General features: G+C 75.6%; 12 protein-coding genes. 2 read left to right on the plus strand and 10 right to left on the minus strand.

Going from position 1 to position 15,197, the window contains the following annotated elements; translation table 11 throughout:
* Positions 1 to 136: 136 nt before the first annotated feature.
* Positions 137 to 1,498, plus strand: coding sequence for an NAD(P)/FAD-dependent oxidoreductase (locus tag IAG43_RS31570; protein ID WP_187744052.1), 1,362 nt, complete (start codon positions 137 to 139; stop codon positions 1,496 to 1,498).
* A 49-nt stretch (positions 1,499 to 1,547) separates the two neighbouring features.
* On the opposite strand, the gene IAG43_RS31575 is transcribed toward IAG43_RS31570, so the two are convergent.
* A complete protein-coding gene (locus tag IAG43_RS31575) occupies positions 1,548 to 2,744 on the minus strand; it encodes a serpin family protein (RefSeq protein ID WP_187744053.1) in 1,197 nt (398 codons plus the stop codon).
* 190 nt (positions 2,745 to 2,934) lie between these two features.
* Here IAG43_RS31575 and IAG43_RS31580 point away from each other — a divergent pair, with 190 nt between their 5' ends.
* The gene (locus tag IAG43_RS31580) at positions 2,935 to 3,141 is read left to right on the plus strand and encodes a hypothetical protein (protein ID WP_187744054.1); all 207 of its coding nucleotides are present in this window, start codon (positions 2,935 to 2,937) and stop codon (positions 3,139 to 3,141) included.
* Between the two features lie 451 nt (positions 3,142 to 3,592).
* On the opposite strand, the gene IAG43_RS31585 is transcribed toward IAG43_RS31580, so the two are convergent.
* From IAG43_RS31585 to IAG43_RS31625, 9 genes are all read right to left on the minus strand, one after another.
* Complete coding sequence (locus tag IAG43_RS31585; RefSeq protein ID WP_187744055.1) at positions 3,593 to 4,855, minus strand: ABC transporter substrate-binding protein; 1,263 nt, start codon at positions 4,853 to 4,855, stop codon at positions 3,593 to 3,595.
* A complete protein-coding gene (locus IAG43_RS31590) occupies positions 4,852 to 5,967 on the minus strand; it encodes a branched-chain amino acid ABC transporter permease (RefSeq protein ID WP_187744056.1) in 1,116 nt (371 codons plus the stop codon). Before IAG43_RS31590 ends, IAG43_RS31585 begins: the two co-directional genes overlap by 4 nt.
* On the minus strand, positions 5,960 to 6,856 hold the full coding sequence (locus IAG43_RS31595) for a branched-chain amino acid ABC transporter permease (RefSeq protein WP_187744057.1): 897 nt from the start codon (positions 6,854 to 6,856) through the stop codon (positions 5,960 to 5,962). Before IAG43_RS31595 ends, IAG43_RS31590 begins: the two co-directional genes overlap by 8 nt.
* Positions 6,853 to 7,647 carry an ABC transporter ATP-binding protein gene (locus tag IAG43_RS31600; RefSeq protein WP_187744058.1) on the minus strand — a complete coding sequence of 265 codons (795 nt, stop codon included), beginning with the start codon at positions 7,645 to 7,647 and terminating at the stop codon, positions 6,853 to 6,855. The genes IAG43_RS31595 and IAG43_RS31600 overlap by 4 nt, the downstream gene beginning before the upstream one ends.
* On the minus strand, positions 7,644 to 8,504 hold the full coding sequence (locus IAG43_RS31605) for an ABC transporter ATP-binding protein (RefSeq protein WP_187744059.1): 861 nt from the start codon (positions 8,502 to 8,504) through the stop codon (positions 7,644 to 7,646). The genes IAG43_RS31600 and IAG43_RS31605 overlap by 4 nt, the downstream gene beginning before the upstream one ends.
* Before the next feature lie 103 nt (positions 8,505 to 8,607).
* The gene (locus IAG43_RS31610; protein ID WP_187744060.1) at positions 8,608 to 10,227 is read right to left on the minus strand and encodes a sodium:solute symporter family transporter; all 1,620 of its coding nucleotides are present in this window, start codon (positions 10,225 to 10,227) and stop codon (positions 8,608 to 8,610) included.
* Positions 10,224 to 10,445, minus strand: coding sequence for a hypothetical protein (locus IAG43_RS31615; RefSeq protein WP_187744061.1), 222 nt, complete (start codon positions 10,443 to 10,445; stop codon positions 10,224 to 10,226). The genes IAG43_RS31610 and IAG43_RS31615 overlap by 4 nt, the downstream gene beginning before the upstream one ends.
* A gap of 147 nt (positions 10,446 to 10,592) precedes the next feature.
* Positions 10,593 to 11,876, minus strand: a complete 1,284-nt coding sequence (locus tag IAG43_RS31620; RefSeq protein ID WP_187744062.1) for a PucR family transcriptional regulator — start codon at positions 11,874 to 11,876, stop codon at positions 10,593 to 10,595.
* A gap of 490 nt (positions 11,877 to 12,366) precedes the next feature.
* Complete coding sequence (locus tag IAG43_RS31625; RefSeq protein ID WP_343075694.1) at positions 12,367 to 15,114, minus strand: helix-turn-helix transcriptional regulator; 2,748 nt, start codon at positions 15,112 to 15,114, stop codon at positions 12,367 to 12,369.
* Positions 15,115 to 15,197 lie beyond the last annotated feature (83 nt).

The following is a 15,197-nucleotide window of genomic DNA, read 5'->3' on the forward strand; positions in this document are numbered from 1 at the left end:
AGGCGCGTGCTGGCGGAGAATCGTCGTGCTGGCGGCTCGCCCCAAGGCCCGCCCCGCGGTCCCCGGGCCGGCGGGACGGGGAGAGACACCGCAGCCGGCGAGGAGACCTCACCGTCGCAGAAGGGACACAGAAACCGTGGCACGACCGACGATTCTCGTGGTGGGCGCCGGCTTCGCCGGGGTCGAGTGCGTACGCCGCCTGGAACGCGAACTCTCCCCAGGGGAAGCCGAGATCCTCCTGGTGACGCCGTTCTCCTACCAGCTCTACCTGCCGCTGCTGCCCCAGGTCGCGGCCGGCGTCCTGACCCCCCAGTCGGTCGCCCTGTCCCTGCGGCGCAGCACCCGCCACCGCACCCGCATCGTCCCCGGCGGCGCCATCGGCATCGACACCGCCGCCAAGGCCGTCGTCGTGCGCAAGATCACCGGGGAGACGGTCGCCCAGCGCTACGACCACCTGGTCCTCGCGCCCGGCAGCATCACCAGGACCTTCGACATCCCCGGACTGGTCGAACACGCGCGCGGGATGAAGACCCTCGCCGAAGCCGCCTACATCCGCGACCACGTGATCGCCCAGCTCGACATCGCCGACGCCAGCCACGACGAGGCCGAACGCGCGTCCCGGCTCCAGTTCGTGGTCGTCGGCGGCGGATACGCGGGGACCGAGACGGCGGCCTGCCTCCAGCGCCTCACCACCGCCGCCGTCAAGCGCTACCCGAGGCTCGACCCCCGCCAGATCAAGTGGCACCTGATCGACATCGCCCCGAAGCTGATGCCCGAACTCGGCGACCGGCTCGGCGCCGTCGCCCTCGACATCCTCCACCGGCGCGGCATCGAGGTCTCGCTCGGCGTCTCCGTCGCCAAGGCCGGTGCCGAGTCCGTCACCTTCACCGACGGCCGCGAACTGCCGTGCCGCACGCTCATCTGGACCGCGGGCGTGGCGGCGAGCCCGCTGATGGCGACCCTCGGCACCGAGACCGTCAAGGGACGCCTGCTGGTACGTCCCGACATGACCGTGCCCGGCGCGGACGGGGTCTTCGCCCTCGGCGACGCGGCTGCCGTGCCCGACCTCGTGAAGGGCGACGGCGCGGTCTGCCCGCCCACCGCCCAGCACGCCATGCGCCAGGGCCGCAAGGCGGCGGCCAACGTGATCGCGTCCCTGCGGGGCAAGCCGCTCGAACCGTACGTGCACAAGGACCTGGGGCTCGTCGTCGACCTGGGCGGCAAGGACGCCGTCTCCAAGCCGCTCGGCATCGAACTCCGCGGACTGCCCGCCCAGGCCGTGGCCCGCGGCTACCACTGGGGCGCCGTACGGACGGGCGTGGCGAAGACCCGCGTGCTCACCAACTGGCTCCTCAACGCGGTGGCCGGCGACGACTTCGTGCGCACCGGCTTCCTGGCCCGCAAGCCCGGCACGCTGCGGGACTTCGAGTACACCGACGCGTACCTCGGCCAGGACGAGGTGCGCGAGCACACGGCCGCACTGCGCGCCAGCATGTGAGCAGCCCCCGCGGGCGGACGCCACGGCGCCCGCCCGCGGGGACCTTCGCTCAGACGCCCCGCCCGGGCACGGCGTACGGCACCGGCCGGTTCACCCAGCCGGCGGACAGCGCCAGGCCCGAGGCGCGGTGCACCGTGAGAAACCCGAACGGCCGGTCGTAGACCGCCTCCACCCGCCGCACCACATGGCGCGCCGACGCCGCGGCGCCGCCCGTCCGGGAACCGACGGCGGAGACCGACGCCGTCTCGAAGCCCTCGGCGCCGAACACGGCCATCGCCGACTGCGCCGCCGCGTCGAGTGCCAGGGGGCGCGGGCTGATCCCGGGGAAGCACCCGCCCCCGCCGAGGGCGGCCGAGAGCCCCGCCAGCGCCTCCTGCTTCAGCAGGTCGTGCTCCGCGCGCAGCCGGAACGGCACGACCAGGGCATGCAGTTGCGCGTCCGGCCGCACCGCCGCGGCCGACCCGACGACCACCCCGGGACCCGCCTCGCCGACCGGCAGCCGGTCGCCCGGAACAGCCGTCCACCGCCCCGTGAGCACGCCGACACCGCCGTCCAGCACCGCGCCCGGCGCCATGCCCTCCTCGCCGAGCAGCAGATGGACGTCGACCCCCGCGTCGCCCAGCACCCTGAGCACGGACACCGGCCCCGCTCCGGTCGCGGCCACCCCGAGAGCGGCGGGCAGCGATGTCGTCCTGACGAGCCCCGCACACGCCGTGCCCGCCCACGGTCCGGCCGACGGCGCCAGCCGGGTCTCGCGGAACCCCTGGAGCCACCGCGTGCGCACCGCCTGCGCGGCGGCGAGCAGCAGGCGCGTCCGCCCCGACAGGACCGGCGGCATCGAACGGATCATCCCGCCCGTGCGGTCGGCCGCCCAGGCGTCCAGAGCCGCGCCGTCCGCCACCGGGTCACCCGTCAGCCGGCCCAGCACGTCCGCCGGGAGACCCGCCACCCACCCCGGACGCAGCGGCAGGCCCTCCGCGGCCCACAGGCCGGTCGCCGACCGCAGACCCCGCACCCCCGCCAGAGCCGCCGTCAGCTCCCGCGCTGCGTGCGCCGCTTCGCCCCGGCGCACGCCGGCGGCCTCCTCCAGCCCCGCTCCGGCACGCTCGTCCGCGGCGTCGCACAGCAGCGCGAGGAGCGGCCACACGCCGGGCGCGGAGAAGACCGCGTCGTCACCGTCCGCGGAGGCCGCCCAGCGGGCCGTGAGCCCGTTCACCGCGCCTACGGCCCGTGCCGCCGGTTGCATGGACGTCCCCCTCCGTCGCCGCACGGCCCTCCCGGACGGGAGGCGCACGCCAGCACCGTAACCCCCGCGGAGCGGGCCCGCCCAGATCATTCCCGGCCGTCACGGGCGCATGACCTGCGCCGACGCGAACGCTCGCGGTTCGCCGGGCGGAACCCGTGTCCCCGGCGCCCCCGACGCAGTTGAACGGGGCATGAAGAAGCGCAGCATCCTTGCCGTCATGTCCTTCGCCACCGGCGCGGTGATCGCCGCCGTCAGCCCGCCGCCCGCGGCCCAGGCCGGCACCCTCGACGAGGCGTTGAACACCGGGGACGCTCTCAGCCGGATCGACACCCTCCCCACCGACCTCGCGGGCGACACCACCGCGGTCGCCGGCGACGCCCTCCCGGGCCAGGGCTGACGCTTTTTCGGTGGCTCGGTTCGCCTCCGGGGCGCTCAAGACGGTGCCGACGGTCGACCGTGCTCGGTCCCTCGTTCCTCGGGACCTCCGCGCGCTCTCCCTTTCGGCACCGCCCGCGCCCCTTCGGCTCACTCGCCGCACGGGCGGACCGAGCCCGCACCCGCAAGCCACGGGGCGGACCGAGCCCGCACCTGTGCCCGCGCGGAGGCACCGGACCCGCGCCCGCAACCCACGGGGCGGACCCAGCCCGCACCCGCAATCCGCGGGGCGCACCGCACCCGCGCCTCGGCCCGCGCACCCGTAGCCCACGGGCGCACCGCGCCCGCCCCGGAATCCCACCCGCGCCGGCCCGCGAGGCCGTACCGCGCCCGCGCCGTGGGGGCACATGGAGCTGCCCCGGTGTCCCGCTCCCTCAGGAGCGGGACACCGGGGCAGCGGCCCGGGGCGGCTGTCAGCCGCGGGACTCGATGTACTCCTTGGACGCGGGCAGTTCGTGGGCGTCCTCCACCAGGACGGTCCCCCCGGTCGCCTTCTTGTCCGGCTTGGTGATGTACGTGTGGTACGTCGCCGGGCGCGTCACGTCCGAGAAGTTCTGCGGCGTGCCGAGGCCGGTGTCCACCGCCGACTGGGACCGGTGCGCCTTGACCAGGCCCTCACGGCTCAGGTCCTTCGCCGTGCACGCGGCCTTGAGGTCCGCCGCCATCAGCTGGGCCGCGTTGTAGCCGGACAGCACGCCCGAGTCGACGGGCGAGCCCGGGTACTTCTTCGTGTAGTCGGCCACCATCTTCTTCACCGCCGGCAGGTCCGAGCTGACCGGCGGGGCGGCGCTGACGACATGGAGCATCGCGGCCAGGGCGGGCTCGGCGGGCGTCTCCATCAGCTGCGGCGCGAAGCCCGGCGCGCTCGTGACCACCGGCACCTTCATGCCGCGGGAGGCGGCGACGCCCACCAGGGAGGCTGTCTGCGCCGGACCGGCGCTGATCAGCACGGCCTTGACGCCCTCCTTGCGCAACGCGGTGACCTGGGCCGACAGATCGGTGTCGGTCGCCTTGATCTTCTGCCCGACCACCGTGACGCCGGCCTTGCCGGCCGCCCAGGTGGAGCCCTCCAGGGCGTTGGAGCCGTAGTCGCCCTCGAAGTACACGTGGCCGATCTTGTCCCCCTTCGCGACGCCCTTGGTACGGGTCAGGAAGTCGACGGCGCTGATCATGTCGATGTCGTACGTCGTGCCGAGCACCTGCACGGCGTCCTTGCCGAGCAGCGAGGCGGCCCACGCCTGCGGGAAGGTGAGCACCTTGTCGCGCTGGATGTCGTCCAGCAGACCCGCGACCACGGGCGACCCGATCACCTGTGGCAGGGCGACCACCGACGGCGAGATCTCGGTGTAGGCCGAGACCGCCTTCTGCACGTCGTAGCCGTGGTCCTTGACGGTGATCGACACCTTGCGGCCGCAGATGCCGCCCTGCGCGTTGACCTCGTCCGCCCACATCTGCTGTGCCTGCACGATGCTCTTGCCGAGGGTGGCGTAGGGGCCGCTGAGGTCGGTGAGCGCGCCCAGGGTGATGGCGTCCGCCGTGACCCCGGGGCCGCCCTTGACCCCGTCTGCTCCGGCGTCGTCGGTCGAGCTGCCACCCGACTTGGTGCTGCATCCGGCGCCTGCGATCACGAAGGTCGCGCAGGAGACGGCGATGGCGGTTCTTGCGGTGCGGTTCACGAGATGTGCTCCTTGGGTCGGGCGGCGGGGCCGGAGGATGCGGACGGTTCGGCAGCGGCGGGCGACGGAGCCCGGGAGGAGCCGCGGCGCAGGCGCTGCCGTGCCCTGCGGGCGAGACCGTGCAGGCCGTCGGGGGCGAAGAGCAGGATGAGGATGATCGCCACGCCGTAGAGGTAGCGGGACGCCTCGGTCGGACCCACGGCATGACCCGGGGCCCCCGGCGCGGCGACCAGGGGAAGCTGGTCGGCGTACCGGGCCATCAGCAGCGGCAGCGCGGTGACGAACACCGCGCCGGCGGTGGCGCCCGCCACCGAGCCGAGACCGCCGATGACGATCATCGCGAGATAGTCGATGGACAGGGCGAGCCCGAAGTAGTCGGGCACGATCCGCCGGAACGCGAGGGCGAGCAGGACTCCGGCGAGGCCCGCGTACATCGACGACAGGACGAACGCGGACGAGCGGTGCCGGGCGAGGGAGACACCCATCACGGCCGCGGCCGTCTCGCTGTCGCGCAGTGCGGTGAGCGCCCGTCCGGGGCGGCCGCGCAGGATGCCGCGGGCGGTGAACCAGGTGAGCGCGAGAAGCGCGATGCCGAGGTACCACAGCCGTTCCTCGGCGCCGAACGGCACACCGAGGACGACCAGTTCGGGATCGGTGGCGGCGAAGGTGAAGCCGCCGATCTCCATCGGCGGCACCGAGCGGCCGTTGAAGCCGCCGGTGACCGGCTCCGCGCTCAGCATCACATGGTGGCCGATGAACACCAGCGCCAGCGTGGCCACTCCGAGGTAGACACCGCGCACCCGGGCGGCGACCGGGCTGAACAGCCCGCCCGCGACACCGGCCAGCACCACCGCGAGGACCATGGCCACGGAGGGCGGCAGGCCGGGCCCGGGCTCGCCCGCCAGCCACACGTACCCGTAGGCGCCGACGGCGAGGAAGAAGGCGTGGCCGAGGGAGAGCTGGCCGGCGGTGCCCGAGAGCACGTTCAGCCCGACGGCGCCGATGGCGGCCGCCATCGCGAAGAGGCCCACCTGGAGCCAGAAGGCGTCGACGTAGAGCGGAAGCACACAGAGCAGGACCAGGCCCGCGGCCTTCACGATGCGGTCAGACACGGACGGCCTCCTTCGCGCCGAACAGTCCGGCCGGCCGCACCAGCAGGACCAGGACCATCACGGCGTACGGGGCGACGTCGCCGAACCCGTCGCCGAGAACGGACAGTTCGGACTGGTAGCCCGCGACGACGGCCTCGGTGACCCCGATCAGCAGGCTTCCGGCGAGCGCCCCCGGGGGTGACGTCATCCCGCCGAGGATGGCCGCGGGGAACGCCTTCAGCGCGATCTGCCCCGTGGTGCGCTCCAGGCCGGGCGCCGGGAACGCGGCGAGGAACACCGCGGCGAGCGCGGCGAGCAGCCCCGCCAGGCACCAGGAGAGCGTGCGGATGCGGGTCAGACGGATGCCCATCAGGGCCGCCGCCTCCCGGTCCTCGGCCGCCGCCCGCAGCGACAGGCCCCAGCCGGTGTACCGGAACAGGGCGAACACGGCGCCGATCACCAGGACCGAGGTGACGATCGCCGCGATCCTGCTGTGGGCGACGGTCACCGAGCCGAACGTGGCCACCGAGCCGCCCCACGGGTCGCCCAGGGACAGCAGGTCACCGCCGATCCGGCGGGCCAGATCGGTCATCAGGACGATGTCCACACCGATCGTCAGGATGGTCAGCACGTGCGCGGTGTGCGGATCGGTGCCGAGCCGCCGCAGCAGCACCCGGTCCACCAGCCCGGCCACCGCGGCCGTGGTCAGCACCGCGACCGCCAGCGCGCCCGCGAAGCCGATGTGCTCGTGCAGGACCGCGGTCAGGTAGCCGCCGAGCAGCAGCAGGGAGCCGTGGGCGAAGTTCATCACGCCCGAGGCCTTGAAGATGATGACGAAGCCGAGCGCCACGAGGGCGTAGACCGAGCCGAGGGCCAGCCCGTTCAGCACGATGTCGAGCACGGTGTTCATGGGGTTCGCTCCTCGGTGGCGGGGGCGCCGAGATAGGCGCGGCGGACCTCCGGGTCGGCCTGCACGACATCGGGTGCCCCCGCGGCGATCCGGCGCCCGAAGTCGAGGACGGTCACGTCCTCGGCGAGGCGCATGACCAGTGCCATGTCGTGCTCCACCAGCAGTACGGACAGGCCGAGTTCCTCGCGCACGGTGCGCAGGACCTCGACGGTGCGGGCGCGTTCGCCGCCGTTCATGCCGGCGACGGGCTCGTCGAGCAGCAGGACGCGCGGTTCGAGGCAGAGCGCACGGGCCAGTTCGACCCGCTTGCGGTCCCCGTAGGAGAGCAGGGCCACGGGGCTGTCGAAGAGCGCCCCCAGGCCCGTCAGTTCGGCGATCTCACGGGCTCGCGCCCGGTGCTCGCGCTGCTCGCGGACGGCCCGCGGCAGACGCAGCGCGCTCGCCGCGAAGCCGGCCCGGGACAGGGTGTGCCGGCCGAGCATCAGGTTGTCGCCGACGGTTCCCGCGGTGACCACGATGTTCTGGAAGGTCCGGGCGACGCCGAGCGTGGCGATCTTGTGGACCGGCAGGCTCGTCAGCTCCCGCTCGCCCAGGCAGACCGACCCCGAGTCGGGGCGGGTCAGACCCGACAGGACGTTGAAGCAGGTGGACTTGCCCGCACCGTTGGGGCCGATCAGCGCGTGGATGGTGCCGGGCGCGACGGTGAACGAGACGTCGTCGAGCGCGGTCAGGCCCGCGAAGCGCACGGTGACGCCGCGGACGTGCAGCGGCGGCGGGGGAGTGGTGCTCACGCGGCGCCCTGCCCTTCGCCGCCGGCCGCCGGGACGGCCCGTACGGCGTCCGGGCCGGCGACCTCTCCGGACACCTCTCCGGCCGGCTCGGCCGCCGGGTCCTCGCCGAGGTACAGGCGGCGCACGGCGTCCGTGCGGGCCAGCTCCGCGGCGGGTCCGGACAGCCGCACCTCGCCCACGTCGAGGACGTACGCCTCGTCCGCGAGCGCCAGCGCCATCGCCGCGTTCTGCTCCACGAGCAGCACCGACGTGCCCTGGGCGTTGATCTCCCGCACGACCTCGGCGATCCGCTCCACCATCAGCGGGGCGAGCCCGAGCGACGGCTCGTCCAGCAGCAGCAGCCGGGGGGCCGCCATCAGCGCACGCCCGATGGCGAGCATCTGCTGCTCGCCGCCGGACAGCAGCCCGGCACGCTGGGCGGTGCGCTCGGCGAGCCGGGGGAACAGGCCGAACACCCGGTCCCGGGCCTCGCGCACCTGGGCCGGTGCGCGGCGGCCCAGACCGAGCCCGCCGGCCTTCAGGTTCTCGTCGACGCTGAGCCCGGCGAACACCCGCCGGCCCTCCGGCACCTGCACCACACCGGCGCGCACGGCGGCGACCGGGTCCCGGCCGTCGAGGGTCACGTCGCCGTAGCGGACGGTGCCGCCGGTGACGGCCCCGTGGTGCATCCGCAGCGTCCCGGAGACGGCGCGCAGCAGAGTCGTCTTGCCCGCGCCGTTGGCGCCGAGCAGGGCCACGACCCCGCCGTGGGGCACCTCGAGCCGCACACCGTGCAGCGCGGTCACGGCCCGGCCGTACTGCACGTCGAGAGCATCGACGTGCAGGGCCGGACGGCTGTCGGGGGGTGGTTGGGGCATCACGGCTCCTCGGTTCCGCGCGGCGGCGGAGTCGGACGGAGGGGAGTGGGACGGCGCTACGAGAACACGGCCGCGACGACCCCGTACAGGCGCCGGAGCAGGCTCAGGGCCGGTTCCCAGGCTCGGCGGCCGGCTGCTGTGCGGCTGCCCAGTGGGCCGGGCCGTCCGGGGACCGTCCGGGCCGCCCGTCACCGCGCCGCCGCAGACGCGAGCCGAGCAGGCAGAGCGCGAAGCCGGCGGGGATCGTCACCAGCCCCGGCGTCTGGAGCGGGAACACATGGAAGTCGTGCCCGGGGAAGAGTGCCGTGGGGATGCCCGACGTGGCGGGCGACACCGCCATCAGCACCGCGGTGAGCAGCGGCGTCCCGTACAGCGCCCAGCGCACCCCGCGCGCGGTCGTCCCGGGCACGAAGAGCACGCAGAGCACCACCGGCGCGATCGCCGAGGCGGCGACCGCGAACGTGAACGAGAACAGGATCTGCGGGTTGCGGTGCTGAGCCAGGACGGACAGCAGCACCGCGACGGCCCCGACGGCCAGCACCGCGCGCCGGGCCCGCCCCGTCTCCGGCATCCCCGCGGTCCGGCTTCTGCGCCGTGCGGACGGCGCCAGGTCGTGTGCCACCGAGGCGGCGGCCGCCACGGCGATGCCGGCGACGGCGGCCAGGGTCGTCGCGAACACCGCGATGGCCACGATCGCGAAGAGCACGCTGTGCGCGGGAGCCACCCCCGGGTCCAGGGCGGCCGTGACCATCAGCAGCGCGGTGCCGCCGGCCGGGTCGGCCGCCCGCAGCGCCGGGGCGCCGACCAGCGCGGCGGCGCCCAGTCCGACCACGACGACGCCGCCGCAGACGAGGGCCACGGCCCCCACGGCCCACCCCATGGTCGCGCGCACATGACGGCCGCTGCGCACGGGGTGGAGCCGCATCATCACGTGCGGCATGCACGCCGCGCCGAGCGCGAGGGTCATGTGGAAGCCGATCAGGTCCAGGGTGCCCGTCACCGAGTCGCCGAACTGGAGACCCGGTGTGCCGTACGCCGACCCCTGCCCGCTGCCCTCGGCCGCCGCGTCCCACAGGGCCGGCGGGCTCCACCCGAAGCGGCTCAGGACCAGTCCGGCGAGCAGCAGCACGGCGCCGACCAGCACCACCGTCTTGAGGATCTGCACGTAACCGGTGCCCCGCATCCCGCCCGAGGCGGAGAAGCACACCATCAGCGCGCCGGTGGCGATCGTGCAGCCGGTCAGGGCGTCGCCCGGGAGGTCGAGCATCACCGTCATGATCTCGCCCGCCGCGGCCAGCTGGACGACCAGCAGCGGCATCACCGTCACCAGCACCGCCACGCCCATGGCGACGCGTACCGACCGCTCGCCCAGCCGCTCGGAGAGCAGGTCGCCGAGGGTGAAACGGTTCCTGCCGCGCAGCGGGCGGGCCAGCACCAGGGCGAGCAGGGTCAGCGACAGCACCGTGGCGAAGGCGAAGAGGACGCCGTCGTATCCCACCAGCGCGACCGACCCGGTCGTGCTCAGCAGGGTGGCGACCGAGATGTAGTCGCCGGCCACGGCCAGACCGCTCGCCGCCGGCCGGGCGGTGGCGCTCCCGGTGTAGAACTGCTCGGGGTCGTCGGAGTCCGCGGCCGCGAGCCCGCACAGCAGCAGCGACACGGACACGAAGGCCACGAACAGGACGAGCGCCAGGGCGTGTCCGTCGATGCTCCCGCCGTTCACGACGCCTCGCCGTCCGCGCCCCGGACACCGCGGCCCGCGGTGGTGAAGCCCACCAGGCACCACAGCAGCAGACCGGCGTCGGCCGCGGTGAGCAGGAACAGCACGGGCGCGGCGATGCCGCCCGTCACGGCTCCGACCGCGATCAGTGCCAGGTGGAAGGCGAGCAGTCCGGAAGCCCGGCCCAGTTCGCGCGGGTGGTGCGCACGGGGAATCGACATGACGGCCACGGCACCACGCGCCCCGGGCGCCGACCAGCCCGGAAGGCGACGGCGGTGCACCCGCACGGCACGTCCGGGGCCGTGCTGTGCGGGCTCACAACGGGCCGGCCGGGCGCGAACGCCACCCCGGCGCGAAGGCGTCCGCCGTCAGACGCGCAGCAGGCGGCGGGCCGTCAGGGCGAGCGAGATCTCGACGACGTCCGCCGGGCGGGCCAGCGAACGGCCCGTCAGCTGCTCGCAGCGGCGGAGCCGGTTGAGCACGGTGTTGCGGTGGCAGTAGAGCCGGCTGCTCGCCCGCTGGGCCGACCCGCCGCAGTCGAGCCACACCGCGAGCGTGTCCAGCAGCAGGTCCCGGTCGGAGGGGTCGAGCCGCAGCAGCGGCCCGAGCACCCGGTCCGCCAGCGCCGCGCCCAGAGCGGGCGCCGAGACCACCAGCGCGGCGGGCAGGTGCTCGTCCAGGAGCACGGTCCCACCGCCCTCGGGGCAGGCCCGCAGCGCGGTCTCGGCGAGGCGGCGCGCGTCACCGACCGAGGCGAGGCCGTCGACCGCGGAGCTGATGCCGATCCGTGCGCCCGGCGGTCCGGCGACCTCCCGGGCGAGCCGGTCCAGGGCGCCGCCGTCGCCGTCCTCGCCCGAGAGCAGCGCGATGCCGAGCTCCACGTCCGCACCCGTGTGCCAGACCATCCGCAGCCCCGGCAGTCCGGCGGCGGGGCGGGTGCCCGCGTAGGCGGCCCCCGGGCCGCCGTCGACGAGGACGACCGCGTACCGCCCCTGCTCGGGGAGGTCGAGCGCCGCGGAGACCTCGGCGAGATCGGCGATGCGGGTCGTGCCGTCGAGGAGCGCGGCCGTCATCACCCGGAGCCTGTTCTCACGGCGCCAGGTCAGCCTGCGCTCCACCTGGCGGTACGCCTCGGCGACGAGGGTGCAGTGCTCGTCCACGAAGTTCCACACGTCGGCGGCCACGTGCACCAGCAGCCGTACGTCGTCGGGGTGGTGACGGGCCGTCTCCTCGACCAGCCCCTGCCACACCAGCGCCCCGCCGAGGCGGAACGCGTGCAGCAGCGCGTCGAGCGGCAGTCCCTGCTCCGCGCGTCCGGCCCCGATCTTCCACGAACAGCGGCGGGCCGCGTCCCGGCTGCTGCGGGGGTCGATGAGGGAGCTCACGCTGTGCCGCAGCGACCGGTGCACCTCCTGCCACACGTCGGCCGCGTCGGACTCGATCGCGGCCTGGTAGGCGGGTTCCTGCTCGCGCAGCTCGGCGACGAGCCGGTCGGTCAGCTCGGGCAGGTCGTCCAGCAGGACCCGGGCGGCCCGGTGGAGCACGCCGAGCGCCTCGGCGTTGACCAGCGAGCGGACCCGCACGGAGCCGTGGGCCACAGCGGACGGGACGTCGGGCAGAGCCCGGATCCGGCTTCGTACGACATGCTGCATCGCGGCCCTCCACCGAAATCGGTGCCGTCCGGCGGACGGGAGAGCCCCGCGAACCGGACATGCGTCGAACCCGAAGGATCGCATACCGTCCGGTCGGTCCCTAGAGCTGCGACCGGAAGATTTTTCCGGAATGCCGCGGACGGCGCTCCGGGGACCTGGCGGGTGGCGTGGACCGACCGTGGGACGCGGGGGCGGGGACGGACCGTGGGGCGCGGGGCGGGTGTGGTGTTCCCGGGGGCGGTTGCGCCGGGCCGGGGTGTTGCCGGGCGCCCGGGCCGGTCGCCGGGCGGGCGGCGGTGCCGTGGCGGGCGGGCGCCTTCGGGCGCGTGCCCCGGGGTGGGGGTGTTCTCCGTGAGCGGGCCGGTGTGCGTGCCCTCGTGCCGCGGTGGGTGGATGCCTTCGCGTGCGTGGGTGTGCCCGGGGCCGGTGTCCGCCGCACCGGTGTGCGTCCCGGGGGCCGGTGCCCGCAAGCGCCCCCGGCCGGACGCCCTCAGCCGGGTGCCGCGCCCGTCTCCGCGCGGTCGACGAGGCGGGAGAGCTCGACGCGCGAGCGGACCCCGAGGGCGGCGAACACATTGCGCAGGTGGTGGTCGACGGTCCGGGGACTCACCGACAGACGCAGCGCGACCTCCCGGTTCGTCGCGCCGTCGGCGACGCAGCGCGCGATCCGCAACTGCTGCGGGGTGAGGCGTTCCAGCGGGCCGGCGCTCCCGCCCGTCGCACCGCCGGTCGCCCGCAGCTCGGCCCGCGTCTGGTCCGCCCACACCAGCGCTCCGCACCGCTCGAACGCGCACAGCGCGTCCCGCAGCCGCCCTCGCGCCTCCCGCAGCCGCCGCCGGCGGCGCAGCCACTTCCCGTACAGCAGCAGCGTCCGCCCGCGCTCGAAGTCCCCGCCCGCGAGTTCGTGCCGGGCCAGCGCCTGGGCCCAGTGCTCCTCCGCCGCGGCCACCGGGGCAAGGAGCGCCCGGCAGCGGGCCAGCTGGGCGGACGCCTGAGGGTCGGCTCCCTGGGCCGCCCACAGGGCGAACTCCTCCACCGCGGCGGCCGTCTCGTCCCGTTCGCCGGCCAGGACGGCCGCCTCGACGAAGCACGGCAGAGCCAGCCAGCGCAGCGCGAAGTGCCCGGTCCGGTGCCCCGGCCGCACCAGCGGCCCGAACCGTGCCACCGCCTCCGCGGCCAGTCCCCGGCCCAGATCCCCGAGCCCCCGCGCCCACTCCGCGAGCGTCGCCGCCTGCGCGAGGCCGTGCGGGCCGGCCACCGCCATGGCGGCGTCCGCGTGCCGCTCGACCGCCGCCGCGTCCCCCTCCACGGCCGCCACGAAGGCGAGGACGGCGTGGTGGTGGGCCGCCGTGTTGCGCTGCCCGGCGCGGTGCGCCACCCGCAGGCCCTCCTCCGCGTGCGCCCGTGCCCGGCTGTGCCGGCCCGCGCGGAGTTCGGCGTAAGCGAGCTGCTCCAGGGCGCGGGGCACGTACACCGCGGCGTCGTGAGCCCTCGCCGCAGCGAGCGCCCGTGCACCCAGGTGGCACGCCCCGGCGATGTTGCCGAGCACCAGCGCGGCGCTGCCGGCCTGCACCAGGCGCTCGGGATCGCTCTCCGCCTCCGCGCGTTCCATCACCCGGCGCAGCGGAGCCCGCGCCTCGTCCAGCCGGGCGTTGAGGGCCGCCAGCATGCCGGTGCGGTAGTCGTCCGCCGGCCCGGGACCGACACCGGACAGACCGGCGACGCAGGCGGCCAGGTCGCCTCCCGACCAGGCCGCCGCCAGGGCCGTGAGCCGTGCCACCAGGGCGCGTTCCGGATCGTAGGGGCCCAGCAGCGACGCGGCGAGGACCAGGCTGCCGTACGCGTCCCCGACCGGACCGTCCTGGAGCGTCAGCGTGCCGCGCACCAGTTCGGCGGAGCCGCGGACCGCGTCATGGGCCGGCCCCTCGTCCGCCGCCGCCAGCAGCTCCCGGGCGCGGTGCGGCAGCCCCGCCAGCCGGGCGTGCTCGGCCGCCGCGGCGAACCGGGCGGTGCGCGCGCTGCCTGCGGCGGACAGCTCGCCCGCCCGGGAGAGGGCGACCGCCAGCTCTCCGTGTCCGGCCCGGAGGTCGGGTGCCGACGCGACGGCGGCGAGGACCGCGGCGAGCCGAGGATCGGGCCCCTGCGCGGCCATCGCCCGGTGCAGCAGGCGCGGCAGCCGGTGCCGCACACCGTGCAGTGCCGCGGCGAGCAGGCTGTGCGCGGTCCGCCGGCGCGACAGCGGCGCACCCGCGTGGACCGCGCGCCGCAACAGGGGATCGTCGAAGCGGATCCTGCTGCCGGCACTCCGCACGATCCCGGCCGCCTCGGCCTGGTCCAGCGCCCGTGCCGGCACCCCGGCGGCCGCCGCCGCACGCAGCACCAGCGCCGCGTCGGCGCCGGGGCCGTCGGGGGCGAGCTCCTGGGCCGCCGCGACCAGGAGCAGCAAGGTGCCCGATTCCGGAGCGAGTTCGGCGAGCCGGCCGCCAGCGACGCGCATCAGGACGTCGCCGTCGGCGAGCGGCCTCGGCAGCGGCTCGACCCCCGACAGCTGGGGCACCGTCAGCCGGTCCGTCAGGGCGGTCAGCAGCGCGGGGTTGCCGGCCGCCTCGTGCAGCAGCTCCTCGCGCACCGCCGCCGGGCACGAGCCGCCGGTCAGCTCGTCGAGCAGCGCGCCCGCCGCGACGTCGTCCAGCGGGCGCAGCCGCACGGAGGGCACCCCGGCGAACTCCGGGCTGTCCACCCGCCGGCCGGCGACCGCGAGGAGCAGCCCGACGCCGCGCAGCCGGCCGGCGCGGCGCGCCGCGAAACCCAGGGCGGCGCGCGACCCGGCGTCCCACAGGTCCGCGTCGTCGACGCAGACCAGCAGCGGCTCGCCGGCTCCCCGGCGGCTGCCGAGCGCGTCGAGCAGCTCCGCGGGTTCCGGCGGCCCGTCCGGGAAACGCGGCGCGGGGCCGAGCACCCGGGTGTGGGAGGCGAGCATCGATCTCAGCCCGCCGGACGGCAGATGGCGTCCGCCGGGCTCGCCCGGATCGGCGCGGACCAGCAGCGCCGGGCCGGCGCCGAAGCCGCGCGTCGCGTGCTCCAGCAGCGCGCTGCGCCCGAGCCCCGGGTCCCCGGCGACGACGAGGGCGCCGCCCGGCCCGGACCGCAGCCGCTCCAGCAGTGCGGCCACGTCGGCCAGTTCGGTGGTGCGGCCGTACAGCCGCAGGGAATCCTGTGCGGTCATGTCTCCGGTCACGCCCGGTACGTTACGTCCGCGTAACCCTTCGGGGAAGTCGCTGCCCGGGGCGCCCGGCCGATGGTAGAGACCCCTCTGACCTG

The organism is Streptomyces genisteinicus, from assembly GCF_014489615.1.
GTDB classification, from domain to species: Bacteria; Actinomycetota; Actinomycetes; order Streptomycetales; family Streptomycetaceae; genus Streptomyces; species Streptomyces genisteinicus.